Source organism: Gilliamella sp. B2717, from assembly GCF_026536675.1.
Classification (GTDB): domain Bacteria; phylum Pseudomonadota; class Gammaproteobacteria; order Enterobacterales; family Orbaceae; genus Gilliamella; species Gilliamella apicola_I.
This window is the reverse complement of the sequence record NZ_JAFNNQ010000060.1, coordinates 1-1,314: the sequence shown is the minus strand read 5'-3', so window position 1 is coordinate 1,314 and position 1,314 is coordinate 1. Positions and strand designations below refer to the sequence as shown.

Sequence of the window (1,314 nt, the reverse complement as noted above, 5' to 3'; positions counted from 1 at the left end):
AAGCTTTGACCCGGATGATGCGCACCATGACAGCAAAGGTTACTTAACCTTACCGAAGACAGTCAATCAGGCAATCATTGATATCACGGGTAACCTAACCGATCAGGACTTTGGTTATATCCATGGTGGTATTATTGAAGGTAAGCTTGTAGAAGACAGTGAAGGGACAGGTTCAAACTCAGCTGACAGTTATAAGGGGTTATCGGGTGTAAATGTTTATCTGTTAGACAGTGATAAAAAGCATGTGATGGATAAAGATGGCAAGCCAATGACGTCGATGACGGATAATAATGGTCAGTTTAGCTTCCGTAATCTGGCAATCGGTAACAATAGTGGCAGTACTGTTACGCATCATATCCGTTTACTGTTTGGAAATTATCATGATGGCGTGGTGGGTTCAACGCAGGACAGCCTGCTTTATGAACGCATTCCATCGTTTGAGAAGTACACAGACATCGACGGAAAAGTGGTTGAGCATCCGTTAATCGACTTGTCCTCACCACCGTCATCGATCGTGTATAACGGAGTAGGTGGAGCCCAAACCTTACCGATCGGTTTGAAAGATAACACGTTAACAACCTATTCGGCCTCGATTAACGATTTAATGTTGGGTTATCGGGCAGCGGATGCGGATATAACGGTTATAAAAACAGCGTTAAAAGATAATGTTGTGACAGGAGATATTGTTCCTTACAGCATAAAAGTGATCAATAACACGGTACAAACAGCGAATATCAAAGTGAAAGACATCTTACCGGCAGGGTTTAAGTATGTAAAAGGCTCTTCACGTTTAGATGGTAAGAAGATAGCCGACCCGAAAGGTGGAAAAGCGATGACTTATGATTCGTTGGAATTAAAAGGCAATGGTGAACTCGTTATTAACTATATGTTGGTTGTGGGCTCAGGCGTGACTCAGGGCGAGTACACCAATACGGCGATGGCACTGAGTAAACTGGGTCGAGTGGTATCGAATACTGCGCAGGCGACAGTGACAGTGACAGCGGACCCATTATTTGACAATGCATTAATCTTCGGAAAAGTGTTTGTCGACCGCAACGGTAATGGCGTACAAGATGAAGGTGAAGAAGGTCTGGGCGGCGTGAAGTTAGTGACGGCTCGGGGTGAAATCATCACAACTGATACGCATGGTCGTTACCATATAGTTGGCGTATCGGGAGGCCGTTGGGAACGAGGTGCAAACTTCGTCATCAAACTAGACCCACGAAGCTTACCGAAAGAGTACAAAGTAAGTGGACGTAATCCAAAAGTGGTGAGAGTATCGCCGGGATTACCAAGTAAAGTTGATTTTGGTGT

General features: G+C 44.6%; 1 pseudogene. It reads left to right on the top strand.

Features of this window, described 5'->3' with window-relative positions:
• A pseudogene (locus tag J3U35_RS06565) lies at window positions 1-1,314 on the top strand (SdrD B-like domain-containing protein); the annotation flags it as partial.